Annotated in this window: 19 protein-coding genes, 1 tRNA gene and 1 riboswitch; of the genes, 8 read left to right on the top strand and 12 right to left on the bottom strand. The window is 26.6% G+C overall.

Annotation, left to right across the window (positions count from 1 at the left end):
- Positions 1 to 26: 26 nt before the first annotated feature.
- Positions 27 to 635, top strand: a complete 609-nt coding sequence (locus QOZ93_RS07905; protein WP_111943409.1) for a flavin reductase family protein — start codon at positions 27 to 29, stop codon at positions 633 to 635.
- Positions 636 to 694: 59 nt separating this feature from the next.
- Here QOZ93_RS07905 and epsC read toward each other — a convergent pair whose 3' ends face one another.
- Both epsC and QOZ93_RS07895 read right to left on the bottom strand, forming a co-directional pair.
- On the bottom strand, positions 695 to 1,210 hold the full coding sequence (gene epsC, locus QOZ93_RS07900) for a serine O-acetyltransferase EpsC (RefSeq protein ID WP_307355775.1): 516 nt from the start codon (positions 1,208 to 1,210) through the stop codon (positions 695 to 697).
- A gap of 398 nt (positions 1,211 to 1,608) precedes the next feature.
- Positions 1,609 to 2,619 carry a WG repeat-containing protein gene (locus QOZ93_RS07895; protein ID WP_111943413.1) on the bottom strand — a complete coding sequence of 337 codons (1,011 nt, stop codon included), beginning with the start codon at positions 2,617 to 2,619 and terminating at the stop codon, positions 1,609 to 1,611.
- 168 nt (positions 2,620 to 2,787) lie between these two features.
- Here QOZ93_RS07895 and QOZ93_RS07890 point away from each other — a divergent pair, with 168 nt between their 5' ends.
- From QOZ93_RS07890 to QOZ93_RS07880, 3 genes are all read left to right on the top strand, one after another.
- Complete coding sequence (locus tag QOZ93_RS07890) at positions 2,788 to 3,258, top strand: methylglyoxal synthase (RefSeq protein ID WP_111943415.1); 471 nt, start codon at positions 2,788 to 2,790, stop codon at positions 3,256 to 3,258.
- 150 nt (positions 3,259 to 3,408) lie between these two features.
- Positions 3,409 to 3,759 (top strand): CidA/LrgA family protein, encoded by a 351-nt coding sequence (locus QOZ93_RS07885; protein WP_307355774.1) that lies wholly within the window; start codon positions 3,409 to 3,411, stop codon positions 3,757 to 3,759.
- Complete coding sequence (locus QOZ93_RS07880) at positions 3,756 to 4,448, top strand: LrgB family protein (protein WP_307355773.1); 693 nt, start codon at positions 3,756 to 3,758, stop codon at positions 4,446 to 4,448. The genes QOZ93_RS07885 and QOZ93_RS07880 overlap by 4 nt, the downstream gene beginning before the upstream one ends.
- Before the next feature lie 44 nt (positions 4,449 to 4,492).
- On the opposite strand, the gene QOZ93_RS07875 is transcribed toward QOZ93_RS07880, so the two are convergent.
- The 6 genes from QOZ93_RS07875 to QOZ93_RS07850 form a co-directional block, all read right to left on the bottom strand.
- Entirely contained in the window at positions 4,493 to 5,101 is a 609-nt protein-coding gene (locus QOZ93_RS07875) for an HD domain-containing protein (RefSeq protein ID WP_422723877.1), read from the bottom strand.
- Between the two features lie 28 nt (positions 5,102 to 5,129).
- A complete protein-coding gene (locus QOZ93_RS07870; protein WP_307355771.1) occupies positions 5,130 to 6,035 on the bottom strand; it encodes a polysaccharide deacetylase family protein in 906 nt (301 codons plus the stop codon).
- A 375-nt stretch (positions 6,036 to 6,410) separates the two neighbouring features.
- Positions 6,411 to 7,049, bottom strand: a complete 639-nt coding sequence (locus QOZ93_RS07865; RefSeq protein WP_307355770.1) for a phosphatase PAP2 family protein — start codon at positions 7,047 to 7,049, stop codon at positions 6,411 to 6,413.
- 110 nt (positions 7,050 to 7,159) lie between these two features.
- Entirely contained in the window at positions 7,160 to 8,329 is a 1,170-nt protein-coding gene (locus QOZ93_RS07860) for a glycosyltransferase family 4 protein (RefSeq protein ID WP_307355769.1), read from the bottom strand.
- 140 nt (positions 8,330 to 8,469) lie between these two features.
- Positions 8,470 to 8,937 carry a sporulation membrane protein YtrI gene (locus QOZ93_RS07855; RefSeq protein WP_307355768.1) on the bottom strand — a complete coding sequence of 156 codons (468 nt, stop codon included), beginning with the start codon at positions 8,935 to 8,937 and terminating at the stop codon, positions 8,470 to 8,472.
- The gene (locus QOZ93_RS07850) at positions 8,925 to 9,263 is read right to left on the bottom strand and encodes a YtrH family sporulation protein (RefSeq protein WP_111943431.1); all 339 of its coding nucleotides are present in this window, start codon (positions 9,261 to 9,263) and stop codon (positions 8,925 to 8,927) included. Before QOZ93_RS07850 ends, QOZ93_RS07855 begins: the two co-directional genes overlap by 13 nt.
- 188 nt (positions 9,264 to 9,451) lie before the next feature.
- On the opposite strand from QOZ93_RS07850, the gene rluF reads away from it, so the two are divergent.
- Entirely contained in the window at positions 9,452 to 10,171 is a 720-nt protein-coding gene (rluF, locus tag QOZ93_RS07845) for a 23S rRNA pseudouridine(2604) synthase RluF (protein WP_307355767.1), read from the top strand.
- A gap of 54 nt (positions 10,172 to 10,225) precedes the next feature.
- Here rluF and QOZ93_RS07840 read toward each other — a convergent pair whose 3' ends face one another.
- The 3 genes from QOZ93_RS07840 to QOZ93_RS07830 form a co-directional block, all read right to left on the bottom strand.
- Positions 10,226 to 10,840, bottom strand: a complete 615-nt coding sequence (locus tag QOZ93_RS07840) for a DUF3793 family protein (protein ID WP_162630404.1) — start codon at positions 10,838 to 10,840, stop codon at positions 10,226 to 10,228.
- A 19-nt stretch (positions 10,841 to 10,859) separates the two neighbouring features.
- Complete coding sequence (locus QOZ93_RS07835) at positions 10,860 to 11,285, bottom strand: flavodoxin (protein WP_307355766.1); 426 nt, start codon at positions 11,283 to 11,285, stop codon at positions 10,860 to 10,862.
- Between the two features lie 386 nt (positions 11,286 to 11,671).
- Positions 11,672 to 11,747, bottom strand: a tRNA-Trp gene (locus tag QOZ93_RS07830).
- Positions 11,748 to 11,907: 160 nt separating this feature from the next.
- Between QOZ93_RS07830 and QOZ93_RS07825 the strand changes: the two genes are divergently transcribed.
- Entirely contained in the window at positions 11,908 to 12,072 is a 165-nt protein-coding gene (locus tag QOZ93_RS07825; protein ID WP_307355765.1) for a hypothetical protein, read from the top strand.
- Between the two features lie 111 nt (positions 12,073 to 12,183).
- Here the strand turns inward: QOZ93_RS07825 and QOZ93_RS07820 are convergent, their stop codons facing one another.
- The gene (locus QOZ93_RS07820; protein WP_307355764.1) at positions 12,184 to 12,549 is read right to left on the bottom strand and encodes a CoA-binding protein; all 366 of its coding nucleotides are present in this window, start codon (positions 12,547 to 12,549) and stop codon (positions 12,184 to 12,186) included.
- A 222-nt stretch (positions 12,550 to 12,771) separates the two neighbouring features.
- Positions 12,772 to 12,949, top strand: a riboswitch (Lysine riboswitch).
- A 132-nt stretch (positions 12,950 to 13,081) separates the two neighbouring features.
- On the opposite strand from QOZ93_RS07820, the gene QOZ93_RS07815 reads away from it, so the two are divergent.
- Complete coding sequence (locus QOZ93_RS07815; protein ID WP_307355763.1) at positions 13,082 to 14,863, top strand: Na+/H+ antiporter NhaC family protein; 1,782 nt, start codon at positions 13,082 to 13,084, stop codon at positions 14,861 to 14,863.
- 194 nt (positions 14,864 to 15,057) lie between these two features.
- Positions 15,058 to 16,239 (top strand): dicarboxylate/amino acid:cation symporter, encoded by a 1,182-nt coding sequence (locus tag QOZ93_RS07810; protein WP_307355762.1) that lies wholly within the window; start codon positions 15,058 to 15,060, stop codon positions 16,237 to 16,239.
- Positions 16,240 to 16,317 lie beyond the last annotated feature (78 nt).

Here is a 16,317-nt window from a genome sequence, read left to right as displayed (position 1 = left end):
TGATTTTTATAGAAAGGATGTTTTCATTGACTAAAGAATTTTTTAAAGGTAGTACTATGTTAAACCCTCTACCCGTAGCCTTAATAACTTCAAAATCAAAAGATAATAAGGTAAATGTATTTACAGCTGCTTGGATTGGTACTGTATGCACCCACCCTCCAATGATTTCTGTCTCAATTCGTCCCGAAAGATTATCTTATGAATACATAAAAGAAAATGGAGAATTCGTTGTAAATATGCCTCATGGTAATATGAGTAAAATTGTTGACTTCTGTGGTGTTCGCTCTGGTAGAGATATAGATAAAATAGAAAAATTTAATTTAAAATTAGAGGATAGTACTAATATTAGTGTGCCTTATATTGATGAATGTCCAATTAGCTTAGAATGTAAACTGCATGATATTATTCCTTTAGGCTCCCATCATATGTTTTTAGCTACTGTAGTAGGTGTCCATGTAGATACATCATTAATGGATGAAAAAGGCAAAATTCACTACGAAAAAGCAAGATTACTTTCCTATTGCCATGGTGAATATTATACCTTACCTATAGAATCTAACGGAAAATTCGGTTACTCCGTTCAGAAAAACAAAAATAAGAATAAGCATAAAACAAAAAAGCATTCTTCTAAATAATTTATAAAGACCATATCATTAAATAATAAAAATATGGTCTTTATTAGTTCTATAAAAATCTATTTTTTAATTATATTACGTGCTGGAATCCCTACTGCTGTAGCATCATCTGGTACTTCCTTTAGAACTACTGCATTAGCTCCAATTTTAACATTATTCCCTATCTTAATTGGACCTAATATTTTTGCTCCGCTTCCTACAATAACATTGTTTCCCAAAGTAGGATGTCTTTTTCCTTTATCCTTTCCTGTTCCACCTAAAGTTGTTCCATGAAATAAAGTAACATTATCTCCTACTTCTGCTGTTTCTCCAATTACCACTCCCATACCATGATCTATGAAAAATCCCTTTCCTATTTTAGCTCCTGGATGAATCTCTATACCTGTAAAAAATCTAGAAATTTGAGACAATAATCTAGCTAAAAAGAAAAGATTTTTAGTATATAGGAAATGTGTTATTCTATACATTATAATTGCATGAACAGATGGATATAGTAAAAACACTTCTAGTTTATTTCTTGCTGCTGGATCTTTTTTTAATACATTATCTAAATCATATATCAAAGTTTTAAACATTCTTTATTCCTCCATATAAATTATTTTTTTGCATATAAAAAGACTCCATCTCTTATAGAGATGAAGTCACCCTCATTATTCCACTCTAATAAATAATATCCATTAAAATTCGAAATATATTTCAAGCACATCTTAATGCTCTAGTATTATAACGGATACTTCCGATACAGCCTACTTAATTCGGTGTATAACTCCAAAGGGCACTTCATATAATCTTCTATTTAAGAATTCTTTCAGCTAGTAAATTCTCTCTCTGTAAACTCCAATTATATTACTTTCCTTTTTCATAGTTTTTTTAATTTATTCAATAATTTTATTTTTCATTATAATATATAATATATTATTTTTTTATTTTTGTCCATAATATTTTATTACTATTACATGAATTTACATATATTTTATTTTTGTGGCTCAAAAACATATTTTCCTTCTTTATTTACATAACCTATTTTCGTACCAATTTGTATTTGAGCCAATCCTTTGTAAAATCCATATGCTTCATCAAATTTAGGTTCCACTACAAATTTTTCATTTAAATCTATATAACCCCATTTTTCTCCAATCATAACACTTAACATATCTTCACTAATATAATCAACATCATCATATTTTAACTGAATTATTATCTTTCCTTCTTCATTTATATATCCATATTTATCATCTATACTAACTACAGCTTTACCATCCTTAAAATCCTCGCCTGTATGAAATTTAGGTTCGATTACTATTTTACCATCCTTATTTATATAACCTATTTTCCCATTTTGTTCTATAGCTGCAAGCCCTTCACTAAAGTTTTTAGCAATATAGAATTTGCCCTTAATTATTACATTACCCTCTTTATCTATATATCCATACTTATTTCCTATAGCAATAGACGCTAATCCTTCACTAAAATTTCCTGCATAATCATATATAGGAGAAATAGCTACATTACCTTCTTTATCTATATATCCTAATTTACCACCAATTTGTACTAATGCTCTATCATCATTAAATTCATATGCGTCCATAAATTGAGGTTTTATAATTTCCTCACATGATTCATTTATATAACCCCACTCATATGATTTTTTTACTAAACATAAACCATTGTTGAAAGTTTTAATTTCATTATATATAGGTTCTATTATAATTTTATTTTCTTTATTTATAACCCCTAACTTTTCGTTCTCTTTATAAGCAAATAAATCATCATTAATCATTTCTAAAAAATCATATTTATTTTCAATTAAAAATTGATTTTTTTCATTTATTACACCATATTTACCTTCTAAACTTACTATGGCCATATTATTTATAAAATCTTCTGCTGTATCATATTTAGGTTCAATAACTATCTCACCTTTATTATTTATGTATCCATACTTTTTTTTATTTTTAATAATATATAATTCTTCTCCGCTCATAACTTATTAAAAACCTCCTTTAGATTTTCTTTAGCTTTATATTACATTTTTCTTTATTTTATAGTATACTTTAAACATATTAAGATTTATTCTTAAAATATATTTTAACATATAAACACATTAATTTATAATTGTTTTTAATTTAATTTAAAAAGGAGGTATCATTATATGAGTAAGGTTTTTCGAACTGTTGATGTTAAAAAAAATATAGCTCTTGTTGCACATGATAATAAAAAAAGTGAATTATTAGCTTGGGTTAAAGCTAATAAAGAAATATTAAGCCAGCATAACCTATTTGCAACTGGAACCACTGGATTAATAATTCAGAATGAAACTGGACTTGATATAACATCTTTTAAAAGTGGTCCATTAGGTGGCGATCAGCAACTTGGAGCTACTATAGTTAACTTTGGTTTAGATATCTTAATATTCTTTTGGGATCCCTTAGAATCTCAACCTCACGATCCTGATGTTAAAGCTCTACTTAGAATAGCAACTTTATATAATATACCATCTGCAACAAACAAATCTACAGCTGATTTTATAATATCTTCTAGTTATATGAATACTTGTTATGATCTAGCTTTATATGATCATGCAGAATATAACAATAGAAAAATTGATATAAAAAAAGAATAGCAGTTAGTTCTGCTATTTTAAAATTATATTTCAGAATATTTTTTATACATTTTATTTAAAGAATATTTTTTATTATTTATTTTTTCTTTTTTTAGTACATTTAAGGTTTTTTTGAGTTATAGTATATAAGAACAGGAAAGAGGTGATAATTTGAAGTACTTAAGACAATTAGCTATAATATTTTCATTTTGTATTTTAGGTGAAGTTATAAAACATATTTTTCATCTAAATATACCTAGTAATGTTATAGGAATGCTATTACTTTTAGGCGCATTATGTTCAGGAATTGTAAAATTATCTATGCTTGAAGAAATGTCTAATCTTTTATTAGAGCATTTACCATTTTTATTTATTCCTGCAGGAGTAGGACTTATAACTTGTTTTTCTCTTATAAAAAACAGCCTAGTAAAATTCTCAGTTATAATTATTATTTCAACTTTAATAGTATTAGCTATAACAGGATTAACTATTGAATTATTAATGAGGAGGAAAGCAAAATGAATACATTAATACAAAGTCCTATATTCGGAATAACAGTTTCATTAATTGCTTTCGAACTAGGATGCTTTTTATTTAAGAAAACCAAAAATCCTATATTTAACCCCTTATTAATAGGGATTGCTATAGTTATAGGGTTTTTAAAAGTAACTAACATAAGTTTTGAAACCTATAATATAGGTGGTCAATATATTTCATTTTTATTAGGACCAGCAACTGTAATTTTAGCTGTACCTTTATACAAAAAGATTGCCCTTCTTAAACAATACGGGTTAGAGATTTTTTTAGGAATAAGTATTGGAACATCTTGTGGGATCTTAAGTGTAATTTTATTAAGTAAATTATTTGGAATAGATAAAAGTCTTATGATGTCTTTAGTTCCAAAATCAATAACTACTCCTATAGGAATGGAAGTTTCTAAAGGACTTGGGGGTAACACTTCTATTACTGTTGCAGCGATTATCATTACGGGAATATTAGGTGCCATTATTGGTCCAATGTTATGTAAAATTTGTAAAATAAAAAACAAAGTTGCTATAGGAATATCTCTTGGTACTGCTTCCCATGCTATGGGTACAGCAAAAGCATTAGAATTAGGAGAAACTCAAGGGGCTATGGGTGGACTTGCTATTGCAATTTCAGGTCTATTAACAGTTTTTTTAGCACCATTAATAGTAAGTCTATTTTTATAACACTTGTACATATATTTAAAGGCAAGAGAATAAGATATTTAATCTTATTCTCTTGCCTTTTGTAAAAACATATTTAATTGACTTTTTACTTCTTGTTCTTTTTCTTTTGTTATAGGACCTCTTCCTAACCTATCACATAATGAAATTAAGTATATCTCCTTAGGATCTATTTCCATTTTCATATGCTCTAAATCTGAAAACGGAAGATTTTTTGCTACAAATAAAGTCTGCATATGCCATCTTACTATAGCTGTAACCTTCCTAATAAACTCCTTGTCTTCTCTAAAATAAGTTAAAAACTCTTCTGCTAGACTTTTTCCTTCTATATCATGATTATAAGAAGTTATTCTTCCCTTTCGAATCTTTGTAGTTTTTGTCTTTCCTATGTCATGAAGAAATGCCCCCCACATAAAAGCTCTTTGATCTTTACTTTCTTTTTTATATTGTGTAGCTAAATCAACAACTTGCATAGTATGATTCCAAACATCTCCTTCTGGATGATACTTAGGTTCCTGATTTAAGCCAATGAATTGTGCTATATAATTAAAAGGATATCCTATAACTTTAATTTCATCCTTTATATGTTTATTTAAAATCATGGATGGTTTTTCTTCAGTTAATAATATTGTGTTTATTTTTTCATATAATTCCATTGTTTTATCCAAATTATCCCCTCTTTTCTTATTTTAAAAATCTAACAGTGAATTTATCCTTACTTAAAGTATCAAATTTAAATCCTTTATTCTTTAATCCTTGAATAATTTCTGGTAGTGCCTTTACAGAGGTTATTTTAGCAGGACTATCATGCATAAGTATTATAACTTTATTTGAATAATCACTTTCTCTTAATACATTATTAACTATTTTCTCTTTACTTTGCACCGCTACAGATGCATCTGTAGAATCCACATTCCAGTCAAAATAATATAGATTATTATTGTTCATATAGTTAACTAATTCTCTCATAATTTTTGTTCCACCATAATTATGACTAACTGTATTATTACTTCCTCCTGGGAATCTTAATATATTAGGCTCAACTCCCGTAACATCCTTTATGAGCTTCTCTAATTTATTAAAATCCTTAATAAAATTTTCTTTACTACTATATATATAGCTATATTCATGAGAATAAGTATGATTTCCTATACTATGTCCTTCATTAACTATTCGTTTATACATTTCTATTCCTAATTTAGAATCATTCCCTTTAACAAAAAATGTAGCCTTTATATTATGGCTTTTTAATATATCTAATATGTTACTGGTATTAGAAGATGGTCCATCATCAAATGTTAAATATGCTATTTTTTTAGCATCTTTAATTTGTTTTTTTAAATCATTATCTCGTTTAATTTTTTCTTTCTTAATTTTTTCTAGTTTTTTAACTTGTAAGTTTAAAGTTTTATACTCTTTTGCAACATTATTTAGCTTTAAATCTAACTTTTTTTCTTCTTCTTGTTTACTTTCAAGGTTTTGATTTAAGGAGGATACTATATAATGATTTTGCACTAAATTAAATATTAATATCATTTGCATTATAACCCCAATAATCAAAAAAGCTCTAGCCATTGTATATTTCTTCATTTGTTTTTCCTCCTAAACTTCATTCCTACATTAAAATAATTGGTTTTTTTTCTGTTTTAACTTATAAATTTTATCTTGTTCTATCTTAATTTGTTCCCTTTTTTTTAACAACTTATTTTCCACAATATTTATAGAGGAATGTATTTTTTTTATGTTATTAGTTTGATATATTAATAATATAGTAGATATTAAAAGTATAATTAATAAAATTACACTAAGTCTTTTATACATACTTTTTATAGGAAACACCACCTTTCTACTCTAAATATATTATGTGTATACAAATAATAAAAATACTTATTTTTATTGTTCTAAAAAAGAGATTATATAATTAATTTTTTTAACTATACAATCTCTTTTTAAAGACTTAATATTTTAATCTATATTTAATTTTTTTCTTTTTTTATCTTTTATAAGATAGTTTAAATACCAAATCAACCTATAAAAACTTTCACTAATTAAAACTGCAAATATTAAATCTAAAATTACATGTTGTTTTATAAATTGAGTAGCCAATAAAATACTAATAGTCAAAATATAATTTACGCCTAGTTCATAAGAATTTAATTTTAATTTATTTAAACCTTTAAATACAGAATAAGTAGTTATACAATGAATACTTGGAAAACAATTATAAGGATTATCACATATATATGTATATTTTACCCATTTGGTTAGTATATCATTGTTTACTAATTTAGGTCTATCCACTGTAGTTTGAAAAAAATAAAAAAATACATATGCCATAAGCAAAGATAATATTAGGGAAATAAGAGTACACTTATAGGCTTCTTCATTTTTAATACATAGTATAATTAATCCAATAGCGATAAATACATACCATATTTTATATGGTATTATGAACTGTTTTACAAAAGGTATAGATTTATCTAAATCTGTTGCAAGAGAATATATAGCACCTTTTTTTATATTTAACTCCTCATAAAAAATATGCACTCCTGGAATAGTTAATATCCATAAACATAAAAAAATCTTTCTTTTAATTAAATTCATACTTTCACCCTATTTCTTTTTTAATAGGTTTTGTATTTTTTATTTTTATATACAAAAAAACTTTCACCAAATATTGTTTTATTATTGGCAAAAGCTTTTTATCTTAACTATTAAATTGCTATTCCTAGTTCAACTAATCTATCTAATACCTTTTTATAAGTTTCTTCCACCTTACAGGCAAAATGTTCACTAGAATATGCGTCTGTTCTTAAAACACTATTATGACTTAGTTCTTTTAATAACTCATCATTCCTTAACAACTTTATTACAGACTTCTTAAACTCATCTTTCGTTTTATAAGTATATCCATTATGTTCATTTATAACAAGATGTGAGATACATGGATCCCATCTGCAAATCACAGGTAATCCGCTTGATAACGCTTCTATATATGTTAATCCTTGTGTCTCACTAGTGGATGCAGTTACAAAAATATCTCCTATTTTATAATACTTATGAACTTCAGATGGTTTAACCATATCCGTGAAAAATACTTTATTATTTATATTTAGTGAATCTACCTCTTGTCTTAACTTCTTTAAATAAGGTCCTCCACCTACAATTACCAAACTAACATTTTCATCTTCGCAAAATTCACTATAAAAATTAATTATCTCTTCTATATTTTTTTCTTCTGCTATTCTTCCTATGTACATGATTTTTTTTCCTTCTTTAGGAATACCATGTTTTTGTAAAATATTATTTTTCTCTTCTTCTGACATCTTTTCTTTAAATTTACTCAAATCTATACCTGTAGGAATAATACTTGTTTCTGTATGCGTTCCATATCCAAGTAATGTTTCTTCTACCTTTTTAGTAGGTGTTATTACACATTCCATAGAATTTAGAAGTACAGATGTTAACTTTGCAGATAACCTTTTACTTAATAATTTTCCTCCCCATAAATAATGAAGATAATCTTCATACATAGTATGATAAGTATGAACCTGAGGAATATGAAGTTTTTTAGCTATTATTTTAGCCACTACCATTGTAGTAAATTCCGTTTGTGAATGTATAATATCTGGTTTCCATTTAATGATTTCTTTTGTGATAGAACTAAAAAATGGATTTCCTACTCTAGCACCTGGATAAATTTTTGTTTCTAAAGATTTTAAATAATATATATCACCATCAATTTTACTTTCTCCATCTGTGGATAAAGTTAATATTTTAACGTCATGTCCTAATTTTTTTAATTCTTTATATAAATTATTTGTAGAAATTACAACACCATTTACAATTGGAAAATAAGTATCGGAAGTTATTAATATTTTCATGATAACTATCCTCCTTTAAAACTCTTAATTTATTATCTTAATTAATGATATAACTAAAATCTTAAATAACTCCATTAGTTTTCTTAAATTTACCTTAAATTTTTCTTAATAATTGAAAATTTTTATTATTTATTATTGCTTTAAAACTCTATTTTATCTCCTTCTATAAATATCTTTATCCTTTCACTTACTGAAATTCTTTTTAATTTTAAAAGAAATTTAGAGTTTTCCACATACATTATTCTATTATCTATTACTTTTTCCAACATTTCCACATCTATGCTATTAACCTCTCTTCCAATTAATGAAGAAAATTTATCTTTTATACTTTTCTCTAAAATATATGTAGTAACCTCATCCACTTTAGATTTAAAATCAATTTTTACTTCTATTTCATTAACTGTATATTTATCAACTTTTATGGAAGTCTTTATTCTTTCAAGTTCTTTATTTTTTTCTTCTAAAACTATTTGCATTTTTCTAATTTTGCTATAATTTTTTTCTATTTTGTGAGTAAAAAATATAGTAAAACTTATTATAGATACCAATATACCAACCAAACAACCTGTTACAAAAAAAATTAAATATTTTTTCTTTATTTCATCCATAAACGTCCACTCTTTTCAAATAACCTTAAGATTTCAACCGCCATATTAGCACCTATAAATGCAAATATTATATATATAATCTGTTTTCCTATAGATTTAAAATTACCATTAAATAACCCCTCTTCAAAAATTTCAAAGGACGAAAACGTCCCCCCTAAAGCCGTTGCTATAGCCCATATTTTTATTGAATTAGCTACATTTAGCATAATTTTAAGTGGAGAATTGCCATTTATAATTGCACCAAAAGTAGCAAATAAACTACCACCTAAAACTACACCAAAGGATATAAAAAAACTATAAATTATGCTTGCAAAAAATTTTTCCATGTTTTTATTACCTCTAATCATATTTTATTATAAATTATGAATTCTTATCATGAAGTATTCGGCTTTCTTTATAATACATTGACCTTAGAATATATGTCTAAATTTAATATTCGTTTTACAAAATAACAAAAATCACATAAAATTAACATATAACCATTAATAAACTTTAAAGAAAGGAAAATTTGTTAATGAGATTAAATAAATTTATTAGTGAAAAAGGAATTTGTTCTAGAAGAGAGGCCGATAGATTAATTGAAGCCGGTAAAGTCACCGTTAACGGAAAAATTGCGCAAATAGGTATGGACGTTTCAGACGAAGATAAGGTAATAGTTAATGATGTTCCTCTTAAAAATCGAGACGAATTTGTATATATAGCTTTTAACAAGCCGGTGGGTATAACTTGTACTACTGATAGATCTATTAAGGGGAATATTATTGATTATATCAATTATCCAAAACGAATATTTCATATAGGTAGATTAGATAAACCTTCTCAAGGCTTAATTTTTTTAACCAATGATGGTGATATTGTAAATAAAATTCTTAGGGCTGGAAACAACCATGAAAAGGAATATATAGTTACAGTAAATACTCCTATTACTCCAGAATTTATAAAACAAATGGGAAATGGTCTTCCTATTCTAAATACCGTTACAAAAAAATGCTTTGTTAAAAGAGAAAGTAAATATGTATTTAGAATAATTTTAACTCAAGGTCTTAACAGACAAATACGAAGAATGTGTGAATATCTAGGATACACTGTAACCAAACTCAAAAGAGTTCGAATTATGAATATAACCCTAGATAATATTCCTGAGGGAAAATGGAGATATATATCAAAGGAAGAATTGCAAGAGATAAATAATATGGTTAAGAACTCTATAAAAACAGAGGAAGCTTCTGTATAGCAATTAAGGATAGGCTTTTTCAAACCTATCCTTAATTATATATATTAATAATATTTAGGGATTGCAATATTGTAAAATTTTTGTTGGATGAATTCCTGACATAATTAAAGAAATTACTTTTTCTTTTCTCGTGTTAAATCTATTAAATGTTTCTTCTGCTTTCTCTAAATCATTATATACCTTCCAATATCCACAAACTAAACATTTTTTATTTGGACAATTTATAAAACTTTCAACATCTTTTACAGGGTATCCTAAAAATATACCTATTTCATGTGGACAACCATTTTTATATCTATTTCTAAGTAAATATAACTTGTTGTTTAAAGACCATTGTCTTCTATATCCATTTTCATTCATAAATACTGCATTTTCTCTGTTAGCTAATGTTTTTCTTAACAAATCTTCTTTATAAAAAAGCACAATAGCACCTTTTTCATATCTATGTAGTTCAAAGTACTTTATATTAAAAAAGTTACAAACTTTTTCTTTAGCTTCATCCCATATTTTTAATAATTTTCTTTCCCCATTATTAAAAACAATTAAGGAAGATGGTTTTTCTCTAAAAATAGTTGGTGCAATACTATAAGCTAATAATCCATAAAAATATTCTTCATCTTGAAATTCATTTATCATCTTAAAATATTTACACATACTATCTTTACACATACACATCTCCCTTTCTCATTTATTTAGCTAGATTTCGTCCTAAGTTTTTACATTCATCTATAGCAGCATCATCAGGTGTTTCATTAATAATAAGTGAATCAAAAATTAAGTTAGCTCCAAGTTCCTTCATTTTATCTTCCCAATTTCTCATCCATTCACCATCGCCCCATCCATAAGATCCAAATAGAACTATGTTCTTTCCTTGTGCTTCACCTGAAATTGATTCAATAAAAGGCTCCATTTCTGCTTCTTCTAAAACTTCAGCCCCCATAGCTGGACATCCTAGAACTACTACATCTGGATTTTTTATATCATCTAAAGAAGCTTCTCCTACTTGCTTTACTTTAACTTCTGCACCTTCTTCACTTGCACCTACTTCTATAGCCTTTGCCATCATTTCTGTATTACCTGTACCGCTCCAATAAATTATATTTATAGATTTCATTTCTGTTACCCCCTAATTAATTGATATCGATTTTCATTTTCAATAACATTATATACAGAGTATTTTATTTTGTCAATGTAATTGATAAATATTTTCAATTATTCATGCTTTCATCTTTATTTTTTTCCAAAATAACCTTTATATTTATTTACAACTTATTTATGAATTATACTAACATTATAGACATGAGTATTAATTATGTAGATTTTTAAAAATATATTTTGTAAAAACTATTACAAAAATTATTACGTATTTGCCTTTATCAATAGACTAAATATGGACATGGATGATAAAATTCAAATAATTAATTTTTTATTAAACAAAAAGTGGTTGATAATATTATCAACCACTTTCACTTTAAAACATTACTTCTACAGTAATAATTTTGGCAGGGGCACGAGGACTTGAACCCGGAACCAACGGTTTTGGAGACCGCTACTCTACCAATTGAGCTATACCCCTTCGACATATTTTTTATTTTTTTGTCAGCGTTTTACCAACGAAATTAATTATAATATAAAAATTTACTTTAGTCAACAAAAAAATAATATTTTTTTTATTTTTGGTTAAAGTAATCTTAATTAGTTTATCAAACTTTCTTAAAATTTTAGGAGGTCATGTTATGCACAATAATAAAAATCATATGAAAACTGATGAAAAATCTAATGCTGAACTTAGAAAAATGTATCATAGAAATGGTGGAGACATAGGTATTGAAAATGGAGTTAAAATAGATGCCAATAATGATAAATTTACTAAACGCTCTAAGTTATCTCATAATAAATAACTTATTTATAAATTTATAAAAAGGTTCATATATTATATGTATTCTCTTTTATTAATTTATAACCAAATAAAGCACACCTTAATATTAAAGTGTGCTTTATTTTTATTTATATTATCCTAATTGTTGTAAAACACAGCCCTTTATAAATTTAATATTATTTTGTTTACAAAATTCAACTATTTCATCACTTTCAGCTCCTGGTTGAATTAAAACCTTATCTATATTTAATTGCCTAGCCTCTTTTAAAATTTCTAATCCTAATTTAGGATTTATACATAAATCAATAACATCAATGTTAAAATTAGAAGATTTTAAATCTATAAAAGATGCTTTCCCATCTCCTCTAGGATCTATTCCAATAACATTATATTTTTCCCTTTTTAAGGTATTTAAAATTTTATTTGCATATTTACTTTCATTAGTAACATCTCCAACTACAACCCAATTATAATATTCAAATAATGCTTCAATATTCATTTTGTTCTTCCCTTCTTCTTTATTTGAATTTTTTTATTTAATAGATTTTATGTTATTCTAACACAAAAGCTCATATTTAATCATATCATTTCATTTTTCTTCATTTTAATTCATATATTCATTAGTATTCTTTGCATAAGTAAGACATTTGTAGACATTCTTCACCTTGACAACAATATTTAATATAGTATAATTAAAAACATAAAAAAAATTATGTGGACGGCTAGTGATAGAGGCGCTGTATTTATTAGTACTACTATTGAGGTAAGCACTATGAAATAGTAGAAAAGGAAATATGGCCGAAGTATATAACTAATGCTTTAAGGTTATATAACTGGGCTTACATAAAATATATGTAAGACTGTCACAAATATATTGTTTGTGAAGAGCTATCTTAAATATTTATTCATAAAATTAGGTCTTTACCTTTTTAAAATGATAAAAACCCTAAGATAACTTCTTAGGTTTTTTTGTCTTTTTCAGCTTTTCTTATCCTCTATATCCTTCCACATTTAAAGAGGAGGAAACACCTATGAGAAAAACTAAATATTCTCTAAGAAATTCTTTTGTTTTATTAAGCTCCATTTTATTTTTTAATTTTTTATTATTACAACCAGTCTTTGCTGCAGAAGCTAACTCTGCCCAAACCAATGCACACAGATTTGGATTTTTAACTCTTTTACCCCCTATAATTGCAATAGTTCTTGCATTTTTATTTAAAAATGTAATTATCTCTTTATTTGCAGGTATTCTAGTAGGAGGATTTTTATTAAATCTATCTGGATTTAATGTTTTTTCAGCTCTTTTAAATTCATTCTCATTAGCTATTCATGAAATTTTAAATTCCTTAGCAAACCCATGGAATGCTGGAATAATACTTCAATGTTTAACTATTGGTGGTCTTATTGCTTTAATTTCTAGAATGGGTGGAACTAAAGCTGTTGCTGAAGCTCTTGCAAAAAGAGCAAAAACAGCCAAAAGTGCTCAGTTAATAACATGGTTATTAGGTATTTTTGTATTTTTTGATGATTACGCAAATTCCCTTATAGTAGGACCTATAATGAAACCTGTTTGTGACAAAATGAACGTTTCAAGAGAAAAATTATCTTTTATAGTTGATGCCACAGCTGCACCTATATCTGGTATAGCTTTAATTTCAACTTGGATAGGATATGAACTTAGTTTAATAAAATCTGGATTTGCCGATATAGGCGTTCAAGCTAATTCTTATAATGTATTTATGTCTACAATTCCTTATAGATTTTATAATATTTTAATTTTGGTCTTTATTGTTTTAACTGCAGTTTTATTAAGAGAGTTTGGTCCAATGCATAAGGCTGAACTTAGAGCAAGAACTACTGGCGAAACTTTAAGAAAAGGATCTAATCCCCTTTCTTCTCAAGAAAATGATATGGAACCTAAGGAAGGTGTAAAGCTTAATATATGGAATGCAATAATTCCTATTTTAATATTAATTGTAGGAGGATTTATTGGTTTTTATATTAATGGTTATGGTGCTATTATGTCTGGTAATAATACTGAAGCTATTAATTTATTAAAAACTTCTCCATTCTCATTTACTGCTATACAAACTGCATTTGGTCAATCCGATGCCAGTATAGTATTATTTACATCAGCATTAGTGGCTAGTATAGTTGCAATGATCATGGCTCGTGTACAAAATATATTTAAAATAAGTGAATCTATTGAAATTTGGATTGATGGTATGAAGTCATTGGTTATAACAGGTGTTATATTACTTCTTGCTTGGTCATTGAGCTCAGTAATTAAACAACTAGGAACTGCTCCTTACTTAGTTTCTATATTATCAAATTCAATACTACCACCATTTTTATTACCAACTATAGTATTTATATTATCTTCTATTATTTCTTTTGCAACTGGTACATCTTATGGAACCATGGGTATATTAATGCCTCTTACAATTCCTCTTGCATTTGCGTTATCTGGAGATCAATCATATGTAATATTAAATATAAGTGCTATATTAACAGGTAGTATATTTGGAGATCATTGTTCTCCTATTTCAGATACAACTATACTTTCTTCTATGGGATGTGGATGTGATCATTTAGATCATGTTAAAACTCAGTTCTTATATTCCTTAGTAGTTGCTGGAGTAACTATATTATGTGGATATATACCTTGTGGACTAGGTATGCCTGTTTATTTTGCATTACCTCTTTCAATATTAGCTATATATCTTATTATTAGATTTATAGGTAAACCAATACCAGCACACAATGAAAATATATCAGAAAATGAAAAAGAAAGTATGCAAGTAGCAGAATAATTTTATTCATAGATTGAGTTTTAATATTTTTGAAGTTTTAATTATACAAGCCTTAAATTTCCTTGAAATTTAAGGTGTTTTTTTACATATTAATATATTTTTTATGATTAAAAAGTTTTTTTGAAATTCATTTGACTAAATTCTTTAAAGTCATTATAATTATATAAAAATTATATAGTAAACGAGGTGAACACATGAAAAAATTAGGACTACTTCCTAAATTAATTTTAGCAATTATACTTGGTCTTTTTATTGGTGCTTTTACCCCAAAATTTATTGTACAAGGATTTGCTACATTCAATGGAATCTTTGGGACTTTTCTTAAATTTTGTATTCCATTAATCATTCTTGGTTTTGTAGTTTGTGGTATTGCTGATCTTGGTAAAGGTGTTGGGAAATTATTAGGAATAACTACACTATTAGCATATGGTTCTACACTATTTGCAGGTTTATTTGCATTCGTTGTATCTAAAAATATCTTTCCATTATTTATACATACCACTGAAACCTTAAATAATGCTGGAAATCCTGAAGAAAAACTTTTAAAACCTTTTTTCGAAATTTCTATGCCTCCTATCATGGATGTTATGTCAGCATTAATATTAGCTTTCTTACTTGGAATAGGTATTTCCGCTATAAAAGACAAAGGTAAAGCTTTATATAATATGGCATATGAATTTCAAAGCATTATTCAAAAATTAATAAAATCATTTATTATTCCACTTCTTCCAATACATATAATGGGCATATTTGCTAATATGACTTATACTGGAGAAGTTTTTAAAATACTATCAGTTTTTTGGAAAGTATTTTTAATTGTTTTAGTAATGCATCTTATAGTAATTTTAATACAATTTATTATAGCCTCTATTGTAGGAAGAAAGAATTTATTTACTTTACTTAGGAATCAAATCCCTGCATATTTAACTGCTATAGGAACTCAATCATCAGCCGCCGCTATACCTGTTAACTTACAAAGCGCTGAAAAAAATGGAGTTTCTAAAGGTATTCGTGAATTTGTAATTCCTCTTTGTGCAACAATCCATTTATCTGGTAGCACTATAACCTTAACATCTTGTGCTATAGCATTAATGTATTTAAACAATATGCCATTTTCTGTTGCTAAAATTCTTTCTTTTGTAGCTATGCTTGGCATAACTATGGTAGCAGCTCCTGGTGTTCCTGGTGGAGCTGTAATGGCCGCATTAGGTACACTAGAATCAATTTTAGGATTTACTTCACCCATGTTATCTTTAATGATAGCATTGTATATAACTCAAGATAGTTTTGGTACTGCTTGTAATATTAGTGGTGATAATGCCATTGCTTTAATTGTAGATAAATTTAATTCAACATTAAAATCGAGTAGGAGCTAAATAATTATTTTATTTAGCGTCCTCTCACACCACCGTACGTACCGTTCGGTATACGGCGGTTCATTAAGAATTATGTAT

This window comes from Hathewaya limosa (assembly GCF_030815255.1).
Taxonomy (GTDB): domain Bacteria; phylum Bacillota; class Clostridia; order Clostridiales; family Clostridiaceae; genus Hathewaya; species Hathewaya limosa.
This window is presented reverse-complemented; position numbering and strand designations above follow the sequence as displayed.

Coding starts and splice junctions, on each gene's coding strand:
- epsC (WP_307355775.1), bottom strand. CDS start 1,210: ATGTTTAAAACTTTGATATATGATTTAGATAATGTATTAAAAAAAGAT.
- QOZ93_RS07820 (WP_307355764.1), bottom strand. CDS start 12,549: ATGAATATTGAAGCATTATTTGAATATTATAATTGGGTTGTAGTTGGA.
- rluF (WP_307355767.1), top strand. CDS start 9,452: ATGAGATTAAATAAATTTATTAGTGAAAAAGGAATTTGTTCTAGAAGA.
- QOZ93_RS07815 (WP_307355763.1), top strand. CDS start 13,082: ATGAGAAAAACTAAATATTCTCTAAGAAATTCTTTTGTTTTATTAAGC.
- QOZ93_RS07855 (WP_307355768.1), bottom strand. CDS start 8,937: ATGGATGAAATAAAGAAAAAATATTTAATTTTTTTTGTAACAGGTTGT.
- QOZ93_RS07850 (WP_111943431.1), bottom strand. CDS start 9,263: ATGGAAAAATTTTTTGCAAGCATAATTTATAGTTTTTTTATATCCTTT.
- QOZ93_RS07880 (WP_307355773.1), top strand. CDS start 3,756: ATGAATACATTAATACAAAGTCCTATATTCGGAATAACAGTTTCATTA.
- QOZ93_RS07875 (WP_422723877.1), bottom strand. CDS start 5,101: ATGGAATTATATGAAAAAATAAACACAATATTATTAACTGAAGAAAAA.
- QOZ93_RS07860 (WP_307355769.1), bottom strand. CDS start 8,329: ATGAAAATATTAATAACTTCCGATACTTATTTTCCAATTGTAAATGGT.
- QOZ93_RS07840 (WP_162630404.1), bottom strand. CDS start 10,840: ATGTGTAAAGATAGTATGTGTAAATATTTTAAGATGATAAATGAATTT.
- QOZ93_RS07865 (WP_307355770.1), bottom strand. CDS start 7,049: ATGAATTTAATTAAAAGAAAGATTTTTTTATGTTTATGGATATTAACT.
- QOZ93_RS07825 (WP_307355765.1), top strand. CDS start 11,908: ATGCACAATAATAAAAATCATATGAAAACTGATGAAAAATCTAATGCT.
- QOZ93_RS07835 (WP_307355766.1), bottom strand. CDS start 11,285: ATGAAATCTATAAATATAATTTATTGGAGCGGTACAGGTAATACAGAA.
- QOZ93_RS07810 (WP_307355762.1), top strand. CDS start 15,058: ATGAAAAAATTAGGACTACTTCCTAAATTAATTTTAGCAATTATACTT.
- QOZ93_RS07895 (WP_111943413.1), bottom strand. CDS start 2,619: ATGAGCGGAGAAGAATTATATATTATTAAAAATAAAAAAAAGTATGGA.
- QOZ93_RS07890 (WP_111943415.1), top strand. CDS start 2,788: ATGAGTAAGGTTTTTCGAACTGTTGATGTTAAAAAAAATATAGCTCTT.
- QOZ93_RS07870 (WP_307355771.1), bottom strand. CDS start 6,035: ATGAAGAAATATACAATGGCTAGAGCTTTTTTGATTATTGGGGTTATA.